This is a genomic window from Chryseobacterium vaccae, from assembly GCF_009602705.1.
Classification (GTDB): Bacteria; Bacteroidota; Bacteroidia; order Flavobacteriales; family Weeksellaceae; genus Chryseobacterium; species Chryseobacterium vaccae.
This window is the reverse complement of record NZ_VSWH01000001.1, coordinates 1498194-1524344: the sequence shown is the minus strand read 5'-3', so window position 1 is coordinate 1524344 and position 26151 is coordinate 1498194. Positions and strand designations below refer to the sequence as shown.

The window sequence follows — 26151 nt, the reverse complement described above, 5'->3', positions numbered from 1 at the left end:
AAGAGAAATTTCTTCGGAGATTTCTTTTTTTTCTTTACTTTTAAACAGATAACCATGTATGAAGAAAATTTATCTGACACTCCTGCCATTGGCGGCTAATTTCTTGTTTTCACAAAACACCTATTATTCAGGAACATTTTTAGACCTGAAAGATAAACCAAGGAATTTTTTAAAGATTCATAATAAAAATAATGGGATTTATGAACTTACCGATGAAAGAGGTTTTGCCATTATTGAAGCTAAAGAGAATGATACTCTGACCTGGAACAATGGCAAAAGTAGATTCATAGTAGGTAGAACTCAGGAGCTCAAAAAGATTTTAGAAGATCATATTGGGAGAGAAAGTGTGAACAACATCAGAAGCGGTGCTTATGACAGTCTCGTTACCAAAGAATTTAAAGATGAGTTCAGTCTGGAGAATTCGAAAACATTCACCCACGGAGATTACAATTCAGGATATTCTTCTCCCAAGGTAAGAAGGATAAGTAAAACAGGCGAAAACTCTTACAAAATAAAAAGTCAGCCGGAAAAATATCTTGTCTTTAACGGGAGCTTTACCACATCCTTTGATATTAAAAATAGAAATTCAATTCCCGAGACCCAAAACCGTTATGTACAGGGGCGTTCAGAAAGTGGACAGCTGATATGGAGAGGTCCTGAAACAGGGGAAATGTTCAGCTTTGGTCCTGATATTTCTTCGTTGGGATATGATCATCAGCCTTATCCGTATGATGTGAGTGGCAGACTGATTCCTTTAACCAATGGAATGCCTCCGGCAAAAGCCTATCGTAATGATATCTTCAAAACAGTTGTTGGGTATAATAACCAGCTTAAATTGAGTACCGCTCTGAAAAGAGGATATTACGAAAAATTACGTTTGTCCGTCGATCTGGGTCAGCAGAAAGATATGATGTATTTTGCTGATCAGTATAATATTTCTAACTCGTTCAAAACCAAACTGAATGCAGATATTCTTAAATTTTCCCTGAATTTTGGTTTCAATTATGACGATAATAAAGCGGTGAATTCAAACCGGATCGGACTTTATAATAGGGTTTATCAAAATTCACTGCTGACTCCGGTTTCTTTTTCTAATGCTCAGAACAGTATGCTCCCGGACGACACCCAAAGAAGCTACAGCCAGTCGGCAGACAATCCTTATTTTTTGTTGAATCAGAACAACAAATACAATTACAGAGACCAGAGAAGACAGTTCAGCTTTGATTTGTCAAGAAACTGGAATAAATGGAAACTGAATATCAGTCAGACTTATGAAAATGATGCTTTCAGAAATACAGATCTTTATAAACCTTCCACGTATGGCTTTGTAAACGGCACCTATAACAGCAGGGAACAGAAAAACAGACTTTATTATTCCAACGTTCAGGGTTCTTATTCTCTGGGAGATTACAATCATAAAAGCGTATTAAGTTTTAATTTTATTCTGAATAACAGGGAAACCGATGTATATAACAGTCTTACTCAGACAAAATATGCCTATCAGAGAACTTCACAGGATTATATTCTGAATTATAAATTTGATTATGAAGGCTATCGGGGGTTCAGAGCGGGATTTAATGCAGGAAATGCTTTTTACGTATCAAATACTTCAACTCAAAATAACTACTGGCTTCCAAAGCTAAGTGCTTACCTGCTTTTTGATGAGATCTTTGATTGGTACGATACAAGCTTCAAAATTCTGGGAAGCTATACCCAGCTGAGTTCAGAACCGGAAATTACAAGATCCTATGCCTCTTATACCACCACAAGGCTGAATGCTCAGGATGCCTATCAGTATTTTCCGGTGCTTGAAGCAGAAACGTTCCGTAATCTTTCCAATATCAACAGCAGAGAAGGAAAAGTAGGGGTTGTTTACACGGCAGGCCGTCACCTGAATATTGATGCCGAATATTTTAACAGAAAAATAACTGATGATGTTTTCCCTGTTTTTGAAAACAACAGACTGCAGCTTAAAAATGTAGCAGACCATACCTACAGCGGCTTTGAAGTCAATGCCGAATACAATAACCTATATCTGGGAACCGATTTTACGACGACTAATAAGGCTTCTTTCTTTAAGTATAAAGATGTTGTAAACAGCGTAAATCCAGGGTATAACGGATTAGCTGTTTCAGGATTCAGAGATATTTACAAGACATTGTCAGAAGGAGAGGTTCTGGGTGCGGTAAAGGGAAGTTATTTTGAAAGAAATGCTGCAGGAGAGCTGATTATTGACGAATTCGGGTATCCCAAAAAAGCAGATGGCCTGAAAATTATTGCCGATCCCACTCCCGATTTTATTATGAAATTCAACCATACATTGAACTATAAGATGTTGACACTGGATATTAACTGGGAATGGAAAAAAGGTGGTCAGATCTGGAACGGAACGCAGGCGGTACTTGATTATTACGGACGTTCCCAAAGTTCTGGTGAAGACAGAAATATCAAAAATTATGTCTTCCAGGGAGTGAATGCAGGAGGAAATACCAATCAGATCCCGGTGGATTTCTATGATTCCGGGCAGAATGTTTCAGAGAACCGGTGGATGAGGTACGGTTATCTGGGAGTAGCGGAAGACTATGTTCAGAAAGCAGATTACATCAGGATCAGTAACATCTCGCTGACCGGAAAGTTCAATGTCGGGCGGTTTAAAAGAGGACTTGGTATAACATTTTATGTGAATAATATTCTGCTTTGGCAGGCGAATAAGGGGGCAGATCCTAACCAGAATTTTTATGATCTGGATAACGGAAGAGGCCTTGATTTCTTCAATCTCCCTTCCTACAAGACTTTCGGATGTATGGTTTCATTTCAATTTTAAAAGTATGAATTTCAGATTTACAGCATATATTGTACTGCTCTTCACTTTGTTTTCAATGGATTTGAAAGCGCAGAAGCAGTTTAAAGATTTCGAAAAAGAAAAAACGTATATACAGACCAGCCATGTTTTTTACAAACCCGGTGAGACAATGTATTTTAAAATCTACACGGTACAGGCAGAAAATAATCTTCCCGCAGACCAGAGCCGTGTGGTGAATTTTGAACTGATTGATCCGTCCGGAAGCGTTATTTCAAAAAATAAATATGAAATTACCAACGGCTGGTCAGAAGGTTCTTTTCATTTCAGTGAGGATATGAAGGGGGGAATTTACAAAATCAGGGCATTTACAGGCTGGATGCAGAATGAAGAGGGAAAAAATGCCTTTGAAAAAGAGATTACCCTTCAAAAAGTGGTTTCACCAAGAATTCTGATGAAGCTTGATTTCCCTAAAAAAGGATATGGAGCAGGAGATGAGGTAACTGCCGATTTTTCAATACGAAGCCTTGCCAACCTGCCAATCCCTTTCTATGAAGCATATTACACCGTGATGCATAACGGAGAAAATGTGACAGAAGGCAGCCTGATAACAGATAAAGAAGGAAAAAAACAGCTTAAATTTAATCTTCCCAAAGTTTTAACATCATCAGATGCACTTCTGAATATCAAAGTGGTTTTTGATGGATTTACAGAATCCATTTCAAGAAATATTCCGGTAGTTCTCAATAAATTGGATGTGAAATTCATGCCGGAAGGAGGAACTTTTATCAATGGAACAGAGCAGAATATAGCATTCAAAATTATAGATGAATTTGAAAAACCTGTTGATGCCGTGCTGGAAATCTATAACCAGAATCACCAGAAAGTAGCTGAAGCTTCAGCATACAACTTCGGAATGGGAAGCTTCGTTTTAACCCCTGAAAAAGGACAGACGTATTATGCAAAAGTGGCCCGGCCTGAGAATATTTCACAAACTTTTCCGCTTCCGACAGCTCAGGATACTGGTATTGTTTTTAACCTCCGGAAAGATCATCAGAAGATCTATTTCACCATTACTTCCACAGATAGCAGAAATGTTGTGGTGAAAGGCAGTTTCCGTGAAAAAGAGATCTACAGCCAGTCGCTTTCTCTGCAAAAAGGCCAGAACCGTTTTGAAATTCCGGAAAATGAACTTCCGGCAGGAATCAGCAGATTTACGGTATTTGACGGAGAAAAACCCCTTGCAGAACGGATTGTTTTCACCAATGAAGACCGGCAGATGAACGTTAAGATAAAACCGGTAAAGAAGCATTATCTTCCAAGAGAAAAAGTAGTTCTGGATATTGAAACCACAGACCACAGTGGAAAACCAATTCCTGCCAATCTTGCGATGAGCGTCGTGGATGATAAACTATGGACTTATGCAGATGACAAGCAGAATCATATTCTTTCATGGCTCCTCATGGATTCTGAACTGAAAGGGAAAATAGAAAAGCCCCAGTTTTATTTCGATAAAAAAGAAGAAAAAGCAAAGAAAAGTCTTGATCTGGTTATGCTTACCAACGGATATCGGTATTTTGAGCTGGTTCCGGAAGTGATTAAAAATCAGAAATACAAATACCTTCCCGAAAAAAAGAATCCTATTTACGGAGTTGTAGAAGATGAAAAAGGAAACCCTGTGAAAGCAGACATCTATCTGGTGGAAGGAAACAGAGTGCTGAAACAGGAAACTTCAAACGAAGGAACTTTTTATTTTTCCGATCTCAAACAATCGTATGACTACAAGCTGATTGCCAAATCTTTTCAGCCGAAACAGGAGGTTAAAATCAGGATTCTGTCTTACAGATTGGCTGTCAATCCTTTGGCAAAAAAATCTCTGAATAACGTAAATGTGGAAGAGGTGGTAAAAGAAGCACTGAAAGAGGCAGGAACTATAAAACTGAAGGCAGAACCACAACCGATACAAACGAACATTGAAGCTTCAAGAACAGATTCCAGAGATCAGAGGGAAAGACCTTATAGGTCAAGAGGCAGAGGCACTAAGAGTGATACCATCAGAAGCTCCCATATTGAAGAAGTGGTAGTGGTTTCATATGGTATGGTGAGAAAAAAGGATCTTACAGCAGCTGTAACGACTGTCAAAGCAGAAGAATTGCAAAATCCGGATTTAGCTTCTCTTGTGAGTGGTAAAGTGGCCGGAATAACAGTAAATTCTTCAAACGGGCAGCCCGGAAGTATGATCAACCTGCGGATCAGAGGAACGACTTCAATCTCAAATAAAACCCCTCTGTTTATTGTAGACGGAGTGCCGGTGGAGAATTTTAAAACAGTTATTAATCCTAATGACATCAGCAATATAACCATTCTGAAGGATGCTGTGGCAACCTCTGTGTACGGAAGCAGGGCTGTGAATGGGGTGGTGATTATCAATTCTTTAAGCAATAAAAGATCTGGGCTTAATGTTGATATTACCCCGAAAACGTACTATGCCGTAATGGCTGTTCCGAGGGACAGCCTTTTGTCTTATTCGTACAGCAGAAATTTTTCTTATCCTGTCTACAAAAATACCAATACCTCTTATCGTTTTGATTATCGGGAAACCCTGTACTGGAATCCGGTAGTGGAAACCGATAAGAACGGAAAAGCCAAAGTTGAATTTTATAATTCTGATGCCAATTCCACATTCAGGATCATGACAGAAGGAATTTCCGGAACCGGACAAATTGGAAGGGATGAAATCACCTACGCCGTACAAAGTCTGATCGCCATTGATGCGAAAATTCCACAGTACCTGACAAGAACAGACCAGATGACCATTCCTGTTGTTATCAAAAACAATTCGTCAGAAACCCGGAAAATGAAGCTGGACGTTATTGTACCGAACCGGGTTAAATTAATAGAATTCGACAGTATTATTACTTTAAAACCACTGGAATCCGGAAGAATGCTGGTCAGAATGCAGACGGATGAGGTCATCAGTTCCAATATACAATTTGCCGTACAGTCTGGAGATTTCAGGGAAACAGCAATTTTTCCGTTGAATGTGGGAGAAAAAGGATTTCCGCATCATTATGCCCTGATCAGCAATAAGGCCGAGAACATACAGCCGGTTATTCCGGATTATATCAACGGAAGTTTTTCTTCTTCCTATATGATATTTGATAATACAGCCCTTCAGCTGTTTGAAGATCTTGAAAGACTGAAACGGGAACCTCACGGATGTTTTGAGCAACTTTCATCAACCGTATATCCTAATATTTTTATTCTTGATTATCTCAGGGCAATTAAAAGGATAACACCAGAAACAGAAGCTTTAGTGATAAGAAATATGAGGAAAGGCTTTCAGAAAATGCTTGCCTATAAAGGAAAAGACGGCGGTTTCGGATATTTCAGTTCTTCGGAGTCTGATGTTGCGGTATCTGCGTTTGCCCTGCTGGAATTTAAAGACCTGAAAAAATACGTTCCTATTGACCAGAGAATCATACAGAACCTGACCTCCTTTATTTTATCTAAGAAAAATCAGAACGGAGTTTTCGAAGTGAGAAAAAGCTATGAAATACAACGTCCTTTTAATGAGCATGCATGGTCCAGGAATCTATATGTAATCTATGCACTTTCTAAATCAGGGATAAAGGAAGGATTAGATCAGGCTTATAAAACAGCGTTGGATAAAGCAAAATCGACCAGAGATTCGTACCAGCTGGCTTTAATGACTAATGCTGCGGCCCATTTCAATAAAGACAGCGATTACCAGGAACTGATAACCCTTCTGAATCAACAGTATGAAAATGATAAGCTGAAAACAGAAACAACTTTTACCGGTTCGGGAGGCTTTTCCGCCAAAGCAGAAACTTTATCGCTGTACATCATGGCACTGCAGAAAGATGAAAAACTGAACCAGCTGAAAATTGCAGAAGCTGTTGATAAGCTCATTAATTACAGCGGATATTACGGTTTCGGGTCTACACAGGCTACGGCACTGGCTCTGGAAGCTTTATCTGATTTCTTTGCAAAAAATGAAAAATTATACGGTATACAGAGACCGGTTATTACCATCAACGGGGTAAAAACAAAACCGGATCTGAGCCTCGCTTCGGCCTACAAAACCGGACAGAATGAAATTAAAATAGATTATGACGCTTCAGTTCAGAAAGGACTGCCTTACAAGCTGGAATATGAATATTACACACTTCAGGCTCCTGAAAGCAAAGATATTCCGGTAACACTGGAAACCAGATTAAAACAGGGAATTTCAAAAGTAGGAGAGACCAGCAGAATGACGGTAAGCGTTAAAAATAAAATCAACGGACCTCTGCCGATGGTAACTGCAAAAATTGGTATTCCCGCGGGACTGACACTACAAAATGCTCTGCTGAAAGATCTTATCGATAAAAAGCAGATCTCTTATTATGAGATTTTCGATAATTATCTGGTTTTGTATTGGGAACATTTTGATGCCGGAGAAACCAAAGTAATCAACCTTGATCTGAAAGTGGAATTCGCAGGGAAGTACACCGGAAAATCCAGCAATGTCTATATGTATTACATGCCGGAGTCCAAATTCTGGAATCAGGGGGTAACAGCAAAAATTGAATATTAAAATCAAATGAAAGAATAATATGAATCCCGGTCGACATGATCCGGGATTTTTTGTGTCCCACAGATGACACAGATTTTTAGATTGAATGTTGTTGGAAAAACGCTAAGCTTTTTTATGCTGGATGTTTATAGGAGGCAAGGGCGTTAGCACTTAGCAAAGGCTTTTTTTTTTATTCTCTCGCAAATTTTGCAGATTAGGCAGATCTTTATTTCAACATATAAGAATTGAAGGTCATGGTAAAACCTTGCTGAAAATCTTTGATTTTTTTTTGCGGCTTAAAAGAATCATCATGGTCTAAAACCCTTGCACCACTGCGTTTTTCTAACATTCATTCATTTAATAACAGACAAAAAGAGAAAGAAAATAAAATTAACTTTCAAAAATTATTGAAAATTCAAAATATTTAATTAGATTTGTAACAGAAATTTAAAAGAAAGAACAATGCAGCTTTCAGAAGCAAAAGAAAAGTATATACAGACGTGGGGAACCTTTGCTACCAATTGGGGGATCAACCGTACCATGGCTCAGGTTCATGCATTGCTTCTGGCGAACGGAAAGCCGCTTTCTACTGATGAGGTAATGGAGCAGCTGGAAATTTCAAGAGGAAATGCCAATATGAATCTCCGGGCTTTAATTGACTGGGGAATTGTAAGAAAAGAGCTGATCAAAGGAGACCGGAAAGAATATTTTGTTGCAGAAAAAGATGTCTGGTATCTGTTTAAGCAAATCACCAAAGAACGTAGAAAAAGAGAAATTGATCCTGTGATTGCTTTTTTGGAGGAGTTGAAAAACATTGAAGACAAGGATTCTGCCGAAGCAAAAGAATTTATAAAGCTGATGGGGGATTTCAGTTCAGTAACCAATAAGATCAGCAATATTATGGATCTGGCGATAAAAAGCGACGATCACTGGCTGGTAGGGAAGATCACCAACCTGTTAAAATAGAAGAGGATATTCATCCTTTTTTATTTCAGATTTGTTTTCAAAAATTACTGAAAGTATAAAATAAATAAAAATTATGAAAAGTTTAATCATTCATTTATTTCTGATCTTTTATTTTGTAAAAATCTGATTTTTAAAACTTAAAAACAAAAGCCATGACAAAACTATTTGAAAAACATCTTTACCTGCTGGTTTTCACCATCATTGCCCTGATTATTATTGCCTGGTTCCTGTTGATAGAAAATGGGAGCTATGGAATTACACTGTTCCTTACCATTCCTATTTCTATTGGATTTATCATTGGATATTTAAAGTATTTTAAAGACTTCAGCATAGGAAAGATTCTTACGATGTCTGCAAAAATTGCAGGAGGTCTGGTCATTTTATCCGTTATTCTGATTGTTTGCGGTATAGAAGGAGCCATTTGTATCATTATGGCACTTCCGTTTATCGCTTTTGCTGTACTGGTAGGATATTCTGTGGGATTAATCCTTGGAAGCCTGGATAAAGCAAGGTATACCGGCAGTGTTCTCCTGTTTTTTCTTATCATTAATCCGGCTTCCTATATTTTTGATACGTATACAGAACCCATCCAGGATACAGTGACTACAGAAATGATTGTCAATGCTCCTTCAGAGAAAGTATGGCAGCTGTTAAGTACCGAAGTTAAGTTCAACAAACCTGATTTCGTTTTATTTGAAAAAGGAGTAAGCTATCCTCAAAGCATAAAATTGACGGAACATAACGGCAAGTCTGTTTATACCTGTACAACCAATAATGATAAGATCAACCTGAACATTAATGAATTCATAGACAACAAAAAAGTGAAATTTTCCCTTGAAAATCAAACTATTCCTATGAAGGAGGTAAGTCCTTATGAAGATATTGATGCCAAACATTTACATGATTATTTTATTGTAGATTACGGTGAAATTTCCCTGGAAAAACTTTCAGAAAACAAAACAAAAATAACTGCGAAAACCCAGTACAGCTATAAAATTGCTCCACAATGGTACTGGAAAAAATGGTCCAATTATATCCTGGATAAAATGCAGGGGCACGTATTGAATTCCATTAAAAACCAATCTGACCATGACTGATCTGCAAACCTATTTTAACCACATCCAGCCAAAATATTATATCAACGAAATCGCCTCCTTAGGTTTTACAGGATTATTCAGAAAAATGGCGGTGAGAAAAGTGAAAAATTATAGTGATAAAAGGGTACTGGACCTAATGAGCGGGCAGGGAGAAAATCTCAGGTATATTCAAAAGCCTAATAAAAATACCCATATTGTAACCCTTGATTTTTCTTCAGCCATGAACAGGAAATTATCCTCAGAGTTTAAAGAACGCTACTCTATAAAGCAGATTGAAAATGACTTTTTCAGCAACGGGATTCAGGATCGTTCCATAGACATTATCCTGTGTTCTTACGGAACAAAAACCATTGAAAAAGAAAAAGAACAGTTTTTCGCAGAAGAACTTTCGAGGATCATTGACAAAAACGGGGAGATCATCATTGTAGAATTTGTGAAACCCAAAACTCCATGGAGATTCAGCTGTGTGAAATGCTATATCGAAATATTTGTTTCAAAGATCTTTGGAAAAGAGTTTAAAGAATTATTTCATTATATCAATCAGTATGAAGGTCTTCAAAATCTTAAGGAACATTTTATCAGTGAAGACTTATCGGTTCTGACTCATAAAAGATATCTGGATCTTATTGAAATCCTGCATGTAAAGAAAATGTAATACCAATTGAGATACAACACCAATAAATCAAAAGGTGAATTTATTAATTTTTGAAATGAATCACGATGAAAACGTTTACAAAGATTGATTATTTTGTTCAGATCTTCGCCCTGGTAGTGGGATTCCTGTCTTTAATTAACGGATTTCAGGATATGGGAGCTTTACGTTTTTACTTTATTGTGGGAGGCTCACAGCTGATCAGCTTTCTGATAAGGCTGTTTTTAAAAGAAAAAAAATCTCCGGGATATATTGCCTACGGAATACTCATTCTCCCGGTCTGGATGATTTTGCTGGTCTTTTTTCTGTTTGGAAATACCATTAAATATCCTGGTTTTCTACTGTATGTATTAATGTCTTCTCTGATATACAGCCCGGTTATGACTGCTATATACATTTACTACTGCTATAAAAAATATCAATTCTATAACTCAGAATCATGAAAACCTTAAAAAAACATACCCTGATCTACGACAATGAATGTCCGATGTGCAGCATTTATTCCAAAGGTTTTACCAGTTGCGGCATGCTTGATGAAAACGGCCGGGAAGCATTTACGGAGTTAAGCTTAAAAAACAGAAAACTGATCGATTTCCACCGTGCCAAAAATGAAATTGCATTAATCAACCAGGAAAATAACAAGGTTGTGTACGGCCTGGACAGCCTGCTGCTGATTATCGGAAATTCATTTCCTTTGTTGGGAAAAGTGGCAAGAATACAGCCATTGTACTGGGTTTTCAGAAAAATGTATTCTTTTGTTTCCTACAATAGAAAACAGATTATTCCTTCACAAAAAGATCATACGGAACAGGCCTGTACTCCTGATTTTAACCTGAAATACAGACTGGCTTACATGGTTTTTGTAGTCCTGTTCTCATCTACTGTTCTAAGTATATTTTCTGCAAAACTGGGATTAGGCATTGGTCAGAATTTTTGGAGAGAATTAATGATTTGTTTAGGACAGATCGTCTGGCAGGCCTTATTTTTAAAAGCTTATTTAAAAAACCGGATCTGGGACTATCTGGGAAATATGATGACCGTTTCCCTGATCGGTACGCTGCTTTTGATCCCCGCCTTATTGTTGAATCTGACCTCTGTTTCTGCCATAATTTATTTTGGAATAGTCGTATTCACTATGTTCCTGGAACACCTGAGAAGATGCAGGGTTTTAAAACTAAGCCTTCTCCCGACCCTTTCATGGATGATATTCAGAATGACCGTTTTAGCCTTACTTATTCTGCTTAACCTTTAAAAAACTAAAAAATGAATCATGCCGAACTCATCAAAAAAGTAGAATGGAAAGACCTGAAATCTCTTTCCACAAAGGAAATGCTGATTGAAAATAATATCAGTCTTCCATGGTTCTTTATTTCGCTGTTTCTGGCTTATCACGGATATTACTGGGCAGCCCTTCCGTTTTCGGGATTTTATTTTCTGACTGCTCTCAGACAGGTTCACAACGGTTTTCACAATTCGCTCGGAACAGGGAAATTCCTCACCTGGCTGTCCATGTATCTCAACAGTATTTTAATGATGGCTTCTATCCACGCAGTAAAATTCAACCATATAAGACACCATAAATACTGCCTTTCCGAAGAAGATTATGAAGGGAAATCTGCTTCTATGAAATGGTATGAAGCCGTCTTGTATGGTCCTAAGCATATGTTTCTGATTCACTGGGTCACTTTCAGGCTGGCCAATAAAAATTACAGGATGAAAATGATCTTTGAACTGATTTCAATCGTCGTTTTTGCAGCAGTAGCCTTTTATTTACAGATTCATTTCCTGATCTATCATATCCTTGTGATGATCTTCGGAGAATTTTTAATGGCTTTTTTTGCGGTATGGACGGTTCACCACGATACCCATGAACATCCAAATGTGGCAAGAACCCAGCGCGGATTCTGGAAAAATAAGCTCACATTCAGCATGTTTTATCATATGGAGCATCATCTGTTTCCGGCAGTTCCTACCATTAAGCTGCCTGAACTGGCGGCACGAATTGATAAAGCCCTCCCTGAACTGGATAAAAAACAAACCTTTTAAAAGATAGAAAGAATCTATTTAGAAACCCTGATCAAAGCAGATATTCAGAAGGTATTTGACCTTGCAAGAGATATAGATCTGCACCAGAAATCTACAGCAGGAACCCATGAGAAAGCAATTGCAGGACGGACTTCCGGACTCATTGAAGAAAATGAGACAGTAACCTGGAGAGCAAAACATCTGGGAATTTACCAGTCTCTCACTTCAAAAATCATCAGTATGGAAAAGCCTTATCACTTTACAGATACCATGCTGGAGGGAGCTTTTAAAAGTATGAAACACCAGCATATTTTTAAAGTTAAAAAGGAAGATACCCTGATGGTCGACATTTTTGAGTTTGAATCACCATTGGGAATAATAGGGAAAATGTTCAGCAAATTTTTTCTTAAAAGCTATCTCAGAAAATTTCTGCTCCAACGGAACGAACTCATCAGGAAAGCTGCAGAGGGAAGTTTGTAAATCCTATTTTAACCATTAAAACCTAAAAAAATGAACTTTTTAAAAGCAGAATGGCGTAAACTGGCCATCATCAATTACGATATCAACCCTGAAGTTCTTTTAAAATACCTGCCAGAAGGTACTGAGCTCGATTTTTATCAGAATAAATGCTATGTAAGCCTGGTCGGATTTATGTTCCTGAATACTAAGCTGCTTGGCCTTCCTATTCCGTTTCACCGAAATTTTGAAGAAGTAAACCTCAGATTTTATGTAAAAAAGAAAGAAAACGGAATCTGGAAAAGGGGAGTGGTTTTCATTAAAGAAATTGTTCCCAAACCTGCCCTCAGCTTTGTAGCGAATTCCGTTTATCAAGAAAATTATACCACGATGCCGATGAAAAATAAGATGTATGAAAAAGATAATGAGCTGCTCATTCAATATTCATGGAAAGACAAAACCTGGCATTCCATTGAAATAACTGCAGAAAACCAACTTTTAAAAATGGAAGCCAATTCAGAATTTGAATTTATTACCGAACATTATTACGGATTTACCAAACGGGAAAATAGCACTTCGGAATATGAGGTCTGTCATCCGAAATGGGATCATTATCGTGTAAAAGATCATCAGCTGAACCTCTGTTTCAGCAAAATATACGGAACCGATTTTGAATGCCTAAACCATCAGAAACCTGTTTCCGTAATGCTTGCGGAAGGATCAGAAATTCAGGTGAAAACAAAAAAACACCTCAGAAAAATCTGAAAACCCTCTTTGGAAACCAGTATCTAAATTCTTAACCGCTAAACCTTGAACCCTAAACCCTAAACCTTGAACTTTAAACCCTAGATCCCATGAAAATCATCATAGCCGGAGGAACCGGATTCCTCGGAGAAAACCTTGAAAAATACTTTACCGAAAAAGGAGATCAGGTATTTATCCTGACCAGAAATCCGAAACGGAAAAATGAAATCTACTGGAATGCATCAGAGTTAGGTGAATGGCAGAATGTTCTTGATGGATCTGATGTGCTGATCAATCTCACCGGAAAATCTGTTGACTGCAGATACCACGACAAAAACAAAAAAGAAATTTACACTTCAAGGATCAACAGTACGAAAATCCTTCAGGATGCTATTAACCAGTGTAAGATAAAACCTAAAATCTGGCTGAATGCAAGCTCTGCAACCATTTATACCCATTCCGAAACTCAGCTGAATACTGAAAAGAACGGAATTATCGGAGACGATTTTTCCATGAATATCTGCAAAAGCTGGGAGAAAGAATTCTTCAGCGTTCAGAATGAAGAGGTAAGAAAAGTTGCATTAAGAACTTCTATTGTATTAGGCCGTAACGGTGGTGCTTTCCCAAAATTGAGAATGATTACAAAGCTAGGGCTGGGCGGAAAGCAGGGAAGGGGAGAACAAAAAGTAAGCTGGATTCATATTGATGATTTCTGCTGGGCTGTAGATTGGATCATCAGACACGAAGATATTTCAGACGTGATCAATATAACATCCCCTGAACCCGTTTCCAATAAAGAATTGATGGCAACAATGAGGAAACTGCTGAAAGTCCCTTTCGGATTAAACGCTCCGGTCTGGCAACTGGAAATAGCCTCTTTATTCTTAGGAACGGAAACCGAATTGCTGCTCAAAAGTAGAAATGTATACCCTGAAAAAATGATGAGAAGCGGTTTTCAGTTTACCTATTTCAACCTTGAGGCGGCGTTGAAAGATCTGCTCAGAAGTTAAACTTGCCAATTAATGAAGGGATGATTAAATTAGCAGAAAACGAATCCTTTATGCTCATCAAACAGAAGTCAAAGACCTTTTTGCTGTCGTCATTTCTTATTTCGTCTGTGCTTTTTTCTCAGGTGCACAATGTTTCTGAGGGCTACGTTAAGCCGGATGATCCTCTTGTGGTACAGAATCTGGAACAGTGGCAGGATCTTAAATTCGGACTGTTTATGCATTGGGGAACATACAGCCAATGGGGAATTGTGGAAAGCTGGAGCCTTTGCCCGGAAGATGAATCCTGGACGCAGAGAAAGCCGGAGCATGGAAAATCATATAATGAGTACGTGAAAAACTACGAAAACCTGCAGACGACCTTTAATCCCATCGGGTTCAATCCTCAAAAATGGGCAAATGCTGCAAAGAAGGCAGGAATGAAATATGTGGTATTCACTACAAAGCACCACGACGGATTTGCCATGTTCGATACCAAAGAATCTGATTATAAAATTACTTCTCCCAGAACTCCTTTTTCAAAAAATCCCAAAGCGGACGTTACCAAAGAGATCTTCAATACTTTCAGGAATGACGGATTTAAGATTGGGGCTTACTTTTCAAAACCCGACTGGCACTCCGAAAACTATTGGTGGCCCTATTTTCCGCCAAAAGACAGAAACGTCAATTACGATCCCAAGAAATATCCCGAAAGATGGAATAGCTTTAAAAAATTCACTTTCAACCAGCTGAATGAGATTACTTCCAACTATGGTAAAATTGATATTCTATGGCTGGACGGCGGCTGGGTAAGACCTTTTCACACCATTGATCCTGCAGTGGAATGGCAGAGGACCATTAAAGTAGAACAGGACATTGACATGGATAAAATCGGGAAGATGGCGAGGAAAAATCAGCCGGGAATTATTATTGTAGATCGCACTGTTCCCGGAAAATGGGAAAATTACATAACTCCTGAACAGGCCGTTCCTGAACATGCCCTTTCTATTCCCTGGGAGAGCTGTATTACGATGGGAGATTCCTTTTCCTATGTTCCCAACGACAATTATAAATCTTCCCAGAAAATCATTGAAACCCTAATTAAGATCATATCCAGAGGAGGTAATTATCTGATGAATATTGCTCCCGGACCCAATGGCGACTACGATGCGGTGGTCTATGACAGGCTGAAAGAAATTTCCAACTGGATGGAAAAGAACCAGTCTGCAGTTTTTGCTACGAGAGGTATTGCCCCCTATCATGAGGGAGATCTTTACTACACCCGGAGTAAAGACGGCAAAACGGTAAATGTTTTTCATATCAGTGAAAAGGCAGAATATAAAGCTCCAGCAAACCTTACATTCTCAGTTCCCGAAAACTTTAAACCGAAAACTTTAAACCGAAAACTTTACAGATCTTAGGTATTCAGTCAACAATAGAATGGAGGCAGAACGGTGATAAGATTGAGGTGACAATACCACAGAACAGAACAGCATTACAATACGCTATGGTTATTCAAATGAAGAAATAAGTGAACAGAAGATTAATCGTTTTAAGCTAGCCCTGAGAGATAATCCAGAAATTGAATTTATCTTTGGTATGGTATATGTACATTTAGAGTAAATCAGGATTAATTTAATTAAATTCTCTAAAAATGTAAATATCATGAAAAAGTTATTTATTTCAACCGTATTGCTATTAGGTTTGTCTATGAATGTTTTTGCTCAGGAACATCCTCCGGTTCCTCCGCATCCTTCAAAAAGTGAGTTGATTAATCACAAAATGAGTGAGCTGGATAAAAGATATAAAGCCGAAAAGAAGCTGATTCAGAAATACCCTCTTTTAACCAAAAAGATGAAAAGAGCACAATTACAGGCACTCAATGAAAAATATCAAAGTCAGAAACAGCTGCTTAAAAGAATGAAATAACGCAGGTTTTCCATTAATAAATAAAAAGAGCAGGCGAAAAGTCCTGCTCTTGTATTTTATATAAGCTTTTAATACACCTTTCTGGCCAAAAGAAGATTAAGGAGAAATGTTCCTGTCCAGTTACTGTTGTTGGATCCGTTGTTCCCGATAAAGTCAATACGGGCTACCGAAACCGTAAGCCGGGTTTTTCCGCCCGGTCCGCTATTGGCTAGACTCACAAAAGAAGCCGTAAACACGTCCGGAAAACTAGAGTTATTTCCTGCGGTTAGTATAGGGTACATATTATTCACATTGAATGGAGGCCCCTGATATTCATAAACAAGAGTCATTCTGCTCGCATTTGAGTAATCCGCTGTGTGTGCGTAAGGTGTAGAGGTTTTACTGATTATCCACCACGCGTTTGTTCCTGTTCCTGTATCATATGTACTGACATTATGATTAATCCAGTCCGCCACAGGGGAAGTTCCGTCTTTATGCGGAGGAATAGAAAGCTGAACTCCAAAAATCTCAACATTGTTAGGCTTAGGCAATACCGTGAACGATAAATCCCAGGTTCCCGCAGTAGTATTGCTGTTATTCACCACTTCTGCGTAAGCTCCTGTGGGAATGGTGAAAGAAGTGACGGGGTTGTTGTCTACTCTCAATGTATTACCACTGGATGCCTGAAGAGTAATATCGAAGGCCGATATATTTTTGATTTTATAAATCCTGCCCGTAAAGCTGGAAGTTCCCGCTCCGATTACCGGAAGCGTAAATGTGGTATTGGCAGATCCGTTATAGGTAAGATAATGATCTGTCGCGATAATGCTGTACGATACTGCAGTAACCTCTTTGTAATGGGCCCCTAATGATCCGTTGATCATTAAAGTACTGTTGGGTGTCTGAGTATTAATACCAACTTGTGCTTTTGAAAAAATACCCCAAAGTAAAATGAGGGAAATAATAATCTTCGTTTTCATATTTTTATATTTAACACTAAAATATGAAAAATTACGCTATTATATTTATTTATAGGATGTTAAAATTTATTTATTAATAATAAATCCCATTTATGGGATATGCTGAAAAGTGAAATATACTAAAATTAAATCTCTGTGTTTAAAACAAAAACAGGAGGTTTCCTGTTGTATTTTAAGCCTGTTATTGATAAAACAGGATTTGTGTTCAGTGAAATATGGAACAGCAGACCATGAAACATCAAAATTTTTTCCTTAAATTCGCATAAAAATTTTTAAAATAATGAATTACGATATTATTGTCATTGGAAGTGGTCCTGGTGGATATGTTACTGCAATCAGAGCAGCACAGTTGGGTTTCAAAACCGCAATTATCGAGAAAGAAAATTTAGGAGGAATCTGTCTTAACTGGGGTTGTATTCCAACGAAAGCTTTATTGAAATCTGCTCAGGTTTTTCATTATATTAACCATGCTGAAGATTATGGATTAAACAAAGTAGAAGCAAGCTTTGAATTTCCCAATGTAATCCAGAGAAGCCGTGGTGTAGCCAGCAAAATGAGCAAAGGAATCGAATTCTTGATGAAAAAGAATAAGATTGATGTAATTCTTGGTACTGCTAAAGTTCAGAAAGGTAAAAAAGTTTCTGTTACAGACAAAGACGGTAAAGTAACCGAATATTCAGCAAACCATATCATCATTGCAACAGGAGCACGTTCAAGAGAACTGCCTAACCTGCCGCAGGATGGTAAAAAAGTAATCGGATACAGACAGGCATTATCTCTTCCTGAGCAGCCGAAATCTATGATTGTTGTAGGTTCCGGAGCTATTGGAGTAGAGTTTGCTGATTTCTATAATACCATGGGAACTAAAGTAACGGTTGTGGAATTTATGCCGAATATCGTTCCCGTAGAAGATGAAGAAGTTTCTAAGCACTTAGAAAAATCTCTTAAAAAATCCGGAATCGAAATTATGACCAATGCTTCTGTAGAAAGCGTTGATACAAGTGGAGAAGGAGTAAAAGCCAATGTGAAAACTGCAAACGGAAACATTACACTTGAAGCTGATATTCTGCTTTCTGCTGTAGGTATTGCGGCAAACATCGAAAACATCGGTTTAGAAGAAGTGGGAATCCAGACAGATAAAGGAAGAGTACTGGTAAATGAATGGTACGAAACTTCAGTGCCAGGTTACTATGCAATCGGAGATATTATTCCTACTCAGGCATTAGCTCACGTTGCTTCTGCTGAAGGAATTACATGTGTTGAGAAGATCAAGGGAATGCATGTTGAAAAAATCGATTACGGAAATATCCCGGGATGTACATACTGTCACCCTGAAGTAGCATCTGTAGGTCTTACAGAAAAACAGGCTAAAGAAAAAGGATACGAGATCAAAGTAGGTAAATTCCCTCTTTCTGCAAGTGGTAAAGCTACTGCGAACGGAAATACGGACGGATTTATCAAAGTAATCTTTGATGCCAAATACGGCGAGTGGTTAGGATGCCACATGATTGGTGAAGGGGTAACAGATATGGTAGCTGAAGCTGTAGTAGCAAGAAAACTTGAAACGACAGGCCACGAGATCATCAAATCTATCCACCCGCATCCAACAGTATCTGAAGCGATCATGGAATCAGCAGCAGCAGCTTATGGTGAAGTGATTCACATCTAATCTTTTATAAAGATAAACTCATCATAATAGAGCCCGGATTTATCCGGGCTTTTTTAATGGATAGAACTTATTTTAGTTCAAAGATTTCCATTGTTTGTAAGCCTCCTTCATGCAGTGTCCGCAAGGGCGGAACCCGTTTTGTAATGCTTCCTGCTCAGAAGTGAAAAATACTCTGTTTTCTTTGTAAAGACGCTTCCCCGAGCGGCATCCCAGCCGTCCGTAAATTTTCAGCTTCATATTACCTCCGAAACAGATTTCTCCCTGCCTGATGAGACTTCTTAAAACAGGATCCGGAATTTCAGAATGATTAAGCATAGTTGATAACGGTTTTAGTTTAATATTTAGAAATAAAAAGATAAAGAATGCAGTATCCTTGCCGATTGATAAGGGAAGCTTAGCTAATCTTAATCTCAGTTCGGGATAAGAATATCTGATGGATGCAGGTTTGAAGCTTGATGATGGAAGAAGGAAGTTTTGAAAGTCATTAAGAACAAATATTGATCTGTTTTTATTTAATTTGATTTTCTGGTAGCTTTCAATACGTATAACTAAAAAGTAACCTCCATCCTCCTTCTTCCAACCTCAACCTCCAACCTTTTACATTTAAACTCCTTAACCCGAAGTCAGGTTAATCTTATATTCCGAATCAAATTTCTTATTTTTCGACGAACACTGCAATCCGGAATGAGTTCCTCTGTTAAAATAATGGTAAAATCTGCATATTTAGAAAAATTAACCTGATTTTCTCGCGGTCTTTTCTTACATTTATTCTATGAATTTTGAGAAAGTAGGACTTGTTTTGTCAGGAGGTGGTACCAAAGGAATTGCCCATGCCGGAGTGTTGAAATTCTTGAACGAAAAAAATATTGAAGTAGACGTCCTGTCGTGCTGCAGTGCAGGTTCTATTGTGGGATGTCTTCATGCTGTAGGAAAAACTCCCGAAGAAATTCTTGAATTCTTCAATTCAGTTTACTTTTTCAATTGGAAACATTTTGCTTTTAATCAGCCGGGGCTGGTTTCCTCCGTTATTTTCAGGAATTATCTTAAACCTATCTTCCATGATATGAAGTTAGGGGATTTGGATATCAAAGTAAAGATTGTAGCCACAGAGCTTGTTTCCGGAACCCAGAAAATCTTTGATGAAAATTTCGAAGTCGTAGACGCTATCATTGCATCCTGTTCCATTCCGGGTATTACAACCCCTTATATTATTAATGACCAAATGTATTGTGATGGAGGGGTATTGAATAACTTTCCCGCTGATATTATCCGCGATGAATGTGACAAGCTAATCGGTGTTTTTGTATCTCCACCTAATGACATTGATATCAAAGACCTGAAATCAATTAAAGCTATTGTTTCCCGTTCCTATGATCTTCTTTCCTACAGGATTGAGAAAATAAAATTTGATTACTGCGACTGGTTCATTTCCTCACAGCAACTGTCTACCTACGGAACTTTTGAACGAAAAAAAGACCGTCTGGACCAAATCTTCAACATCGGGTACAGAGCAGCCGAAGAAAGCTTTGAAACCAGCCGTTTTCATACAGAGCTCAGAAAATCCGGAACCTAATATAATCCTGACTTCACCGCGAGCTGCTGATTCGTTTTTTTATCCCACGATATTCCCCCACATAAAGAGAGTACAGATCAATGTAAAAATAATGGTGATCCAGGCAATAAACGCTGGAATCTCCCAAAAGTTCCGCGGGGAAGAATTTTTATAAAAAAGAACATAAAATAGGATCAGTATGACTGTATTGGCAGCAGCAAGAATGATCAGTTCAATAAATGCAGCCGGTATCTGGGTGCTTCCATTCTGATAGGTATAGTAAAGATGTCCTGTGCTTAATAGCTGCAGTAGTACTGTTAAAGCCGGAAGTATCAGTGATTTATTCATTGCAGGTATAAAAAATCCTGCATAGCAGCAGGATTCTTTCTTTATTTTTTCACTACAGTTCCATATTCATTTACGATCTCCTGGTCATTATTATCTGTAACCGTTAAAGTATAAGGAGGTTTTTTTGCAGAATCTGTCAAGTAATTTCTCCAGACCTGGTACGTATAGCCATTATTGTTAAAAACGATGGAATAATTGCCTCCACTACCGTCAGGAACCAGTTCACCATCGCTGATGATCATATGAGGTTTAGTGGTGATGCTGGAATTCGCTCCCCATGATTGGTACAGATATTTGCCATTGGGCTGTTTATCAATTCGGATCTTAAACTTTTTGGTCTTGATGATTACTGTTTTGGGAACCTGCTGGAAAAAGCTGTGAGAAGCTGTATGACTAAGCGTTAATGCTCCGTCTGCAAGATTTTTAGCGTTCATGAAGGAAAACTGGGCAACGCAGAAAATTCCTAGTACAATTTTTTTGGTCATTTTGTATTGGTTATTGTTGAGATTAATTGCCCATCAAAAATAAAGCCATTTTATATTAAAATGGTTTCCCGGATCCAGCTGTCCAGCTCGTAATGATGTTTAATAGTTTTTGAAAACCATCCGTAGCTTCTGTATTTTTCTACATACTGCCGGGAAAAGGTCAGAAGGTTTTTATTATCATTGAAAAGATTTATATTGATATTAGTCCTCAATGCTTCAAAACGCTTATCCAGCCATGTTTTATCTTCCGGAGATCCCGACTTATGATGCCTGATCAGAATATTGATAATTCCCGTGTCGATTCTTTCGGATGACCTGAGAATTCTGTCCAGTTCAGCAGTCAGCATTTCATCATCTGTAAATTTAATTTCAGGAATATTTTCGTCATCATTCTGAAACAGGTGTTCAAATTCATTATCATTGAGTAGAAGACGGGCATCGTGCATCAGATCCCGGACTGTTTCATAACCTTCGTTCTCTTTGTGGATGAAAATGGCAGGAATATCCATTTTCAGGCGGATATAGGCTTCTATTTTATGATGGCCGTCCAGAATAAAGGAAGTGCTCATTTCAGGGTCTGAATAGTAAAGATGGCAGAATACCACTGCTTTGGGGCACGCTCCTTTCCGGATAAGGTCCATATAATAGACAACTCTTGCTTCATCAATACTGCTGCTTTCCAGAGTAAGAATATGATCGAAATCCTTAATAGGATAAAACCAGCCTGAAAAAAAACCACTATTAGATTGCACCTTATCAGCAGGTAAAGATCTATAGGTGTGGAAATCCGTATTGTCAAACGGCATATTTCCCAGATATACTTGATAGGTCCCATTTTCAAAAAGTTGCAGGAAATCCTGAATGCCGGTCATTATTTCTTCTTCTGTACTATCCATGAGAGCCCGGTTAAGCTGATCGGCCATACTGATCTGTTCTTCTTTTGAAAGTTCAGATACAGCATAGTATTCACCCACACTGCCTCTGCAATCAGGCCAGTTGACAGCAACAGGACGCCGTATGCTCAGGCAGCTGGCAAAACCATCAAACACAAGTCTGATAATTCCCTGTCCGTTGGTAACAGAAAATTCCATGATAATTATGAAACAGCCGTATAGCTTGCAAAAGCTTCTTCCAGGCTGTTGAATCTGCCTTTGAACTCATCAATAGGGCAGTCCTGAAGAATTACCCCTTTATGAATCAGAATAACCCGCGAACATAATGCTTCTACCTCCTGCATGATGTGGGTAGAGAGAAGAACAGTTTTCTGCTGCCCGATTTCTTTCACAACATTCCGGATCTCAATAATCTGATTAGGATCAAGACCATTGGTAGGTTCGTCCAGAATCAGTAAATCCGGCTGATGGATAATAGCCTGGGCAAGCCCGACTCTTTGTTTATATCCTTTAGACAGTTGCCCTATCTTTTTTGATTTTTCAGGAGTAATGCCTACCAGCTCGATCACTTCATCTACTCTGGAGGCCGGAATTTTATGAATATTGGCCACAAACTGAAGATATTCTTTGATGTACATTTCCAGGTACAACGGGTTGTTCTCGGGAAGAAAACCTATTTTTCTTTTACAGGCAATTTCATTTTCAGCAATATTCATTCCGTTAAAGATAATTTCACCCTGATCAATTTTCAAAGCACCGACAATGGATTTCATCAGGGTAGATTTTCCCGCACCATTGGGTCCGAGAAGTCCGATGATTTCATTTTTATCAATAGAAATGTTGATCTGGTCAAGTGCGGTCTGTTCGCCAAATTTCTTGGTCAAATTGATTATCTGAAGCGGCATAATAGGTATTGTCTTTCTGCAAAAGTAAAAATAAAAAAACTCATTCAGATGAATGAGTTCAGTAATATTGAAAAAATATGTTTATTTTTTTGATTTTTTGTTTTTATTGCTGCTGTTTGAAGCGGGTGCAGCAGTAGATGCCTGGTTCGCAGCGGGCTTTGAGGTATTAACCTGATGAGTGGGAGCTGCAGGCTTATCATACATCGTATATTTTCCGTTGGTTCTCCCGAAAACCTTTTCCATCTGTTTCTTCGTTAAAAACTGCGATTTTCCTACATACTTACGGTTTTTGTTAATGTACTGGATAAACTGCATGGTCGGCTGGCCATAGTTTTTTTCGTAATGAAGTTCAATAATATCATTGGGAAGCTCCAGTACAACATTTGCTTCCGGAACTGTTGTAAAGCCTTCCATAATAAGGGTATACAGGCCAGAAACATCACCATCCAGATTCTGAAAAGAAAAAGACCTTATGGTATTCAGGTTACTGGTATTCAGATCCTGATAGTTGATGGTAAATTTATCATCTTTTTTATATAAACCTACGGAATTATCTTTGCCAATTTCCACCAAGCTTTCATTTTTCAGCACTTTAATCTGTGAGAAAACTGAAATGCCGAATATACATGTAATGAGTAGAAGTATTTTTCTCATGTGGATGAATTTTAATGTTTTATAAATTGGTGTACTAAAATTACTAATAAAAATGCTGATGGGCAACTTTATTCCTTCAGGCAAAAATAATACTTTTTTTTAATATCCATAGGAGCTTGCGCATAGATGTTATGTATGTCTTCGTATGGTCACTGCTTTGAAAATCAGGTTTTTATGGGTGAAAAGTTAAATTTTACTATTCGGCCAGCTTAGTAATATAATAGGGTTGTTTGTGATGTAAGTTATTTATATACAGTGTTTAATGTGTGTAATGATAATTTAGAATAAAATCTATAAAAAATTAATATATTATCTGCACTACGGGAATATATCGTTTTTAAGATCAGTAAAAAAGCCAATACTCACCGCATTGGCATCTTCTTTACAGAAACAATAAATTTAATTATAAACCTCTATTCTATCAATGTTGAGGAAATTTTTATCAGTGTATTTTAGTATTTAAAATTTCTCATCATTTGTTTTTTTGCTTTAACTAATGCTTACTACTGTTTGAGGGTGTCAGTTCAGCTTATTTCCCTATGTTAAACTATTGTATAAAATCCCACTGTAGCTTTGTAAAACAGATATTTTTTGCTTCTGAAATTTTCACTAAATATATAAAAATACCTTTAAGTTTTGCTGTAATCCCTCAATAATGCTACGTTTTATAATAAACGTTTCTCAGAAAGCTTCGCAATAAAAGCATCGAACTCATTTTTGTAGCTTCTTCCTACAGGAACCGTATAAGGGTTCAGTACAACTTCCTGATTGCTAAAAGCCGTTATATAATTGGAATTGATCATAAACGACCTGTGGATTCTAATAAAACCTTTATCAGATAAAGCTGCTTCCAGATCTGTCATCTTGTTTTTGGAAATGAAACTTTCATTATTGGTCAGAAATGTTTTTACATCATTTCCCTGGCTTTCAAAATAAATAATTTCCCGTACTGAAATTTTCCGGCTCATTCCTTCTGTTTTGAAAATAATAAAATCCTCTTCAGAATCTTTTTTATCCCTTAAAATACGTTCCACAGATTTGAAAAAACGTTCAAAAGTGATGGGCTTCAGAAGATAGTCTACGGCTTCCAATTCGAAACCTTCCAGCGCAAAATCACGGTAAGCAGTAGTGAAAATTATTTTAGGCCGATGAGAAAGAGACCTTAAAAAATCAATTCCGTTTAAATGAGGCATCTCGATGTCTAGGAACATCAGGTCTACTGATTTTGTTTGCAGCAACTGATAGGCTTCCATCGCATTTTCTGCTTTTCCAATCAATTGGAGGCTGCTGATTATGGCAATATGTTTTTCCAGCAGGGAAGAGGCTAAAGGTTCGTCATCTACAATGATACAGTTAATCATAGGCCGGAGGAGTTTTTATTTCAGCTTTAAAAATATTGTTTTCTTTTGAAACATTGAATACAAATTGACTCTGATAATGATGCCGGAGCTGCTGTTCAATATTCTGTAAACCGATTCCCTGAGTTTCAGCTGTATTCCTGTTACTTTGGCAGGTGTTTTCTATTCTGAATATTGAATACCCGTTTTCCATCTGTACTTCTATTCTGATTTTTGTCTGTCCGTAAGCTGTGGCAGAACTATGTTTGAATGCATTTTCAACCAAAGTAAGATAAATCAAAGGAGGAATAATTCCTGTACAGTCGGGTTGTATGGTTTGGGTGATCTTTAGTCTTCCTTCATGGTAACGCAGACTTTCGAGTGCAATGTAATCACCAATAACCGCAAGCTCTTCCGAAATAAGAATTTGATTTTTAGGAGCTTTGTATAGAATATAGTCAAAAATATGAGCAAGACGATTGATGGATTCTGATGTTTTTTCAGATCCGATTAATGAAAGGGAATAGATATTATTCAGCGTATTGAACAGAAAATGAGGATTTAGCTGGGATTTCAAAGATTTCAGTTCCAGTTCTGCTTTTTCTTTCTGTAATATCAGGGTGTTTTCCTTTTCGTCTTTATATCGTATAAAAAACATGACAGCCGTAAACATAAATGTCCCGCTGACAATCGGAAAGCTGTAATGTGGTAAAAGATACCCAATGTCTGTAAAAATACTGATCAGGCTGTCTTGCGGAATTTTCATGAAAAAAGGTTCAGCTCCATAAACAATGAAGAGTCTGTTCACAACAGAAATAAGATAAATGCAGATTAGAAAATATAAGGAAAACTGAAGGTATTTTTTAGTGTCAAGGAATTTACGGACCAGAACATAATAAATGAAATTGGCTCCTGCGATCTGAAAAATCCAGTGGCAAAAGTTATAAATAATCAAATTATGGAATGCTCCCTTTTCGTATTCACTGTAACTTCTGGCTGTTCCGAATAAAAATAAGGCAGTCCAGAAGAAAAACTGAAAATATAGGTTCTTTTTGAGGGGATTTTCTGATGCAGCTTTCATTATTTTCAAAAATATAAAATCCGGATACAAGATG

24 protein-coding genes are annotated in these 26151 nt (G+C 37.7%); 15 read left to right on the top strand and 9 right to left on the bottom strand.

The window, feature by feature from the left end; all coding sequences use genetic code 11:
- Positions 1–58: 58 nt before the first annotated feature.
- The 13 genes from FW768_RS06910 to FW768_RS06850 all read left to right on the top strand — a co-directional run bounded on the left by FW768_RS06910 (position 59) and on the right by FW768_RS06850 (position 16234).
- Positions 59–2824: a TonB-dependent receptor gene (locus FW768_RS06910; RefSeq protein WP_153393999.1), complete on the top strand. Its 2766-nt coding sequence runs from the start codon at positions 59–61 to the stop codon at positions 2822–2824.
- A complete protein-coding gene (locus tag FW768_RS06905) occupies positions 2739–7400 on the top strand; it encodes a TonB-dependent receptor plug domain-containing protein (protein ID WP_153393997.1) in 4662 nt (1553 codons plus the stop codon). The genes FW768_RS06910 and FW768_RS06905 overlap by 86 nt, the downstream gene beginning before the upstream one ends.
- 441 nt (positions 7401–7841) lie before the next feature.
- Complete coding sequence (locus tag FW768_RS06900) at positions 7842–8345, top strand: GbsR/MarR family transcriptional regulator (protein ID WP_153393995.1); 504 nt, start codon at positions 7842–7844, stop codon at positions 8343–8345.
- 152 nt (positions 8346–8497) lie between these two features.
- Positions 8498–9442, top strand: a complete 945-nt coding sequence (locus FW768_RS06895; protein WP_153393993.1) for a hypothetical protein — start codon at positions 8498–8500, stop codon at positions 9440–9442.
- On the top strand, positions 9435–10097 hold the full coding sequence (locus FW768_RS06890) for a class I SAM-dependent methyltransferase (RefSeq protein ID WP_153393991.1): 663 nt from the start codon (positions 9435–9437) through the stop codon (positions 10095–10097). The genes FW768_RS06895 and FW768_RS06890 overlap by 8 nt, the downstream gene beginning before the upstream one ends.
- Positions 10098–10162: 65 nt before the next feature.
- A complete protein-coding gene (locus FW768_RS06885; protein ID WP_153393989.1) occupies positions 10163–10537 on the top strand; it encodes a hypothetical protein in 375 nt (124 codons plus the stop codon).
- Entirely contained in the window at positions 10534–11346 is an 813-nt protein-coding gene (locus FW768_RS06880) for a DCC1-like thiol-disulfide oxidoreductase family protein (RefSeq protein WP_153393987.1), read from the top strand. Before FW768_RS06885 ends, FW768_RS06880 begins: the two co-directional genes overlap by 4 nt.
- A gap of 11 nt (positions 11347–11357) precedes the next feature.
- Entirely contained in the window at positions 11358–12140 is a 783-nt protein-coding gene (locus tag FW768_RS06875; RefSeq protein ID WP_153393985.1) for a fatty acid desaturase family protein, read from the top strand.
- 219 nt (positions 12141–12359) lie between these two features.
- Positions 12360–12599 carry an SRPBCC family protein gene (locus FW768_RS23935; protein WP_317163053.1) on the top strand — a complete coding sequence of 80 codons (240 nt, stop codon included), beginning with the start codon at positions 12360–12362 and terminating at the stop codon, positions 12597–12599.
- A gap of 30 nt (positions 12600–12629) precedes the next feature.
- Positions 12630–13340, top strand: a complete 711-nt coding sequence (locus tag FW768_RS06865; RefSeq protein ID WP_153393981.1) for a YqjF family protein — start codon at positions 12630–12632, stop codon at positions 13338–13340.
- A gap of 89 nt (positions 13341–13429) precedes the next feature.
- A complete protein-coding gene (locus tag FW768_RS06860; protein ID WP_153393979.1) occupies positions 13430–14329 on the top strand; it encodes a TIGR01777 family oxidoreductase in 900 nt (299 codons plus the stop codon).
- 20 nt (positions 14330–14349) lie between these two features.
- Complete coding sequence (locus tag FW768_RS06855) at positions 14350–15726, top strand: alpha-L-fucosidase (protein ID WP_231128654.1); 1377 nt, start codon at positions 14350–14352, stop codon at positions 15724–15726.
- A gap of 244 nt (positions 15727–15970) precedes the next feature.
- Complete coding sequence (locus FW768_RS06850) at positions 15971–16234, top strand: hypothetical protein (protein ID WP_153393977.1); 264 nt, start codon at positions 15971–15973, stop codon at positions 16232–16234.
- 68 nt (positions 16235–16302) lie between these two features.
- On the opposite strand, the gene FW768_RS06845 is transcribed toward FW768_RS06850, so the two are convergent.
- Positions 16303–17193, bottom strand: a complete 891-nt coding sequence (locus FW768_RS06845) for a hypothetical protein (RefSeq protein ID WP_153393975.1) — start codon at positions 17191–17193, stop codon at positions 16303–16305.
- Positions 17194–17473: 280 nt separating this feature from the next.
- On the opposite strand from FW768_RS06845, the gene lpdA reads away from it, so the two are divergent.
- Positions 17474–18862 (top strand): dihydrolipoyl dehydrogenase, encoded by a 1389-nt coding sequence (lpdA, locus tag FW768_RS06840; RefSeq protein WP_153393973.1) that lies wholly within the window; start codon positions 17474–17476, stop codon positions 18860–18862.
- Positions 18863–18934: 72 nt separating this feature from the next.
- Here the strand turns inward: lpdA and FW768_RS06835 are convergent, their stop codons facing one another.
- Positions 18935–19177: an Ada metal-binding domain-containing protein gene (locus tag FW768_RS06835; protein WP_153393971.1), complete on the bottom strand. Its 243-nt coding sequence runs from the start codon at positions 19175–19177 to the stop codon at positions 18935–18937.
- A gap of 457 nt (positions 19178–19634) precedes the next feature.
- Between FW768_RS06835 and FW768_RS06830 the strand changes: the two genes are divergently transcribed.
- Entirely contained in the window at positions 19635–20435 is an 801-nt protein-coding gene (locus tag FW768_RS06830; protein WP_153393969.1) for a patatin-like phospholipase family protein, read from the top strand.
- A 39-nt stretch (positions 20436–20474) separates the two neighbouring features.
- On the opposite strand, the gene FW768_RS06825 is transcribed toward FW768_RS06830, so the two are convergent.
- The 7 genes from FW768_RS06825 to FW768_RS06795 all read right to left on the bottom strand — a co-directional run bounded on the left by FW768_RS06825 (position 20475) and on the right by FW768_RS06795 (position 26117).
- Entirely contained in the window at positions 20475–20762 is a 288-nt protein-coding gene (locus FW768_RS06825) for a hypothetical protein (RefSeq protein ID WP_153393967.1), read from the bottom strand.
- A 41-nt stretch (positions 20763–20803) separates the two neighbouring features.
- Positions 20804–21247, bottom strand: a complete 444-nt coding sequence (locus FW768_RS06820; RefSeq protein WP_153393965.1) for a hypothetical protein — start codon at positions 21245–21247, stop codon at positions 20804–20806.
- A gap of 50 nt (positions 21248–21297) precedes the next feature.
- Positions 21298–22338, bottom strand: coding sequence for a hypothetical protein (locus FW768_RS06815; RefSeq protein WP_153393964.1), 1041 nt, complete (start codon positions 22336–22338; stop codon positions 21298–21300).
- A gap of 5 nt (positions 22339–22343) precedes the next feature.
- Positions 22344–23045 carry an ABC transporter ATP-binding protein gene (locus FW768_RS06810; protein ID WP_153393962.1) on the bottom strand — a complete coding sequence of 234 codons (702 nt, stop codon included), beginning with the start codon at positions 23043–23045 and terminating at the stop codon, positions 22344–22346.
- A gap of 81 nt (positions 23046–23126) precedes the next feature.
- A complete protein-coding gene (locus FW768_RS06805) occupies positions 23127–23699 on the bottom strand; it encodes a hypothetical protein (protein WP_153393960.1) in 573 nt (190 codons plus the stop codon).
- A 665-nt stretch (positions 23700–24364) separates the two neighbouring features.
- Complete coding sequence (locus FW768_RS06800) at positions 24365–25060, bottom strand: LytR/AlgR family response regulator transcription factor (RefSeq protein WP_153393958.1); 696 nt, start codon at positions 25058–25060, stop codon at positions 24365–24367.
- Positions 25053–26117: a sensor histidine kinase gene (locus tag FW768_RS06795; protein WP_231128653.1), complete on the bottom strand. Its 1065-nt coding sequence runs from the start codon at positions 26115–26117 to the stop codon at positions 25053–25055. Before FW768_RS06795 ends, FW768_RS06800 begins: the two co-directional genes overlap by 8 nt.
- Positions 26118–26151: the final 34 nt, after the last annotated feature.